This window comes from Peribacillus sp. P4_C12 (assembly GCF_056402095.1).
The window spans coordinates 1-2,097 of the sequence record NZ_JBFUIB010000581.1; the positions used below are offsets into that span (position 1 = coordinate 1).

The window sequence follows — 2,097 nt, forward strand, 5'->3', positions numbered from 1 at the left end:
AGCAAGGGTACAGGATGCATCAACAATAACACCATATTTAAAGTCCAATTCTACAGTGATTGTGATAGAATCATATACATTCCTCGCTGCCATACCTTGTGGAAGTTTTGCATGTCCTGCAATAAAATATGTGTTCATCATCTGATCTCCTCTGTCTGTAATTAATGTACGGAAACTTGCTCGAAGGGCCATGCAGGCAATTGCTTACGTAGTTCTTTATCTTGTCTGTAGCCTAGAGCGTATTCCCCCTGCATTACAGTATGAATTTCACGCGTTCCTTCGTAAATGACCGGAGCTTTTGAATTTCGTAGGAAACGTTCCACCGGATATTCATCCGAGTAGCCATAGGCACCATGGATTTGAACCGCATCATTCGCTGCTTCGTTCGCTGCATTACATGAAACCCACTTAGCAAGTGATGTTTCCTTGGTATTACGTTTGCCTTGGTTTTTTAATGTCCCAGCTTTAAAGACCAGCAATCTGGAAATCTCTAGATTCGCGCTCATCTTAGCAATCATCTGTTGAACAAGCTGATGCCTACCAATCTCTTTTCCAAATGTACTGCGCTCATGGCAATACTTTAAGCTTGCTTCTAGACTTGCCTCGATTAACCCTACAGCACCTGCAGCTACTGTAAAACGACCGCTGTCCAATGCTGACATAGAAATTTTAAAGCCCTCTCCCTCTTTACCAAGTCTATTCGCAATTGGAACCTTTACATCCGTTAAAAAGACTTCGCCTGTATTTCCTGCGCGAATTCCTAATTTTCCTTTAATGGCTTTGGATTCCACTCCCTCAAAAGTACGTTCTACAATAAAAGCAGTAATCCCTTTGGAGCCGAGATCATGATCCGTCTTAGCAAAAATGAGGAAATGATCCGCATAATCGCAGAGAGAAATCCAAGTTTTTGATCCATTCAAAATGTAATAATCCCCATCACGTTTAGCCGTTGATTTCATTGCTGCTACGTCAGACCCTGCATTCGGTTCAGTCAGACCGAAAGCGCCAATCCTAGTTCCTTTTGCTTGCGGTACTAAATATTTTTGTTTCTGTTCTTCAGTTCCCCATTGCAATAAAGTCATGCTATTCAACCCTGTATGTACTGAAACTGCAGTGCGGTAAGCCGTATCACCACGCTCTAACTCTTCACAAACGATAGCGAGAGTATTATAATCCATTCCGACTCCACCATACTCTTCAGGGATACAAACACCCATCAGCTGCAATTCTGCCAATCTCTTTAGAATATGAGGTTGAAACTGTCCTTGTCGATCCCACTCTTGAATGTATGGGATAATTTCCTTATCCACAAATTTCCTTACCACTTTTTTCACACTTTGCTGCTCTTCTGTTAATTCGAAATTCATCATCTAAATTCCTCCTAAATAATTTTATTTTGTTTAAATTTGATTATTTCGTCTGGTTTATACCCAATTCCAGCCAAAATCGAATCAGTATGCTCTCCATACAGCGGTGGATGCTTTCTCATCGTGACAGGTGTTTTCGAAAGTTTTAAGGGGGATCCTGTTACTCTCAGATTTTCAACAGTAGGATGCTCCATATTCACCAACATGTCTCTCGCTTTTATTTGGGGATCCTCTAACATCTCTGCGATAGTATTAATTGGGCCATTTGGAATCCCCGCGTTATCAAGCAGCACTTTCCACTCTTTTTTTGTCTTTCTTTTTAACAAATCTTCAACTATCGGTATTAATTCTTCCTTGTTAAGCAAACGATTTTCATTACGCTTAAACTGTTCCAGCTCCGCTAAATCCGGTCTTTCTAAAACATATGTGAATCGCCTGAACTGCTCATCATTTCCTACAGCCACGACTAACTCTCCATCGCTTGCATGAAAAGTTTGATAAGGCACAATATTCGGATGTTGATTTCCCATTCGCTCAGGAGTTATTCCATTGAATAAATAATTGCTGGCAACATTTACTAACGAAGAAACCTGACAATCCATTAACGAAATATCAATTTCCTGTCCTTCCCCCGTTTTTTCCCTATGATGTAAAGCTGATAAAATGCCTATGCATGTATATAAACCAGTCAATATGTCAGCAATAGCAACGCCGACTTTCATGGGACTCC

At 40.6% G+C, this 2,097-nt stretch carries 3 protein-coding genes; all 3 read right to left on the minus strand.

The window, feature by feature from the left end:
- On the minus strand, positions 1-138 hold a 138-nt coding region (locus AC1DUW_RS26755), incomplete at its 3' end, for a DUF3870 domain-containing protein (RefSeq protein ID WP_477643923.1).
- 23 nt (positions 139-161) lie between these two features.
- Entirely contained in the window at positions 162-1,367 is a 1,206-nt protein-coding gene (locus AC1DUW_RS26760) for an acyl-CoA dehydrogenase family protein (protein WP_053347992.1), read from the minus strand.
- 14 nt (positions 1,368-1,381) lie between these two features.
- On the minus strand, positions 1,382-2,097 hold a 716-nt coding region (locus tag AC1DUW_RS26765), incomplete at its 5' end, for a CaiB/BaiF CoA transferase family protein (protein ID WP_477643922.1).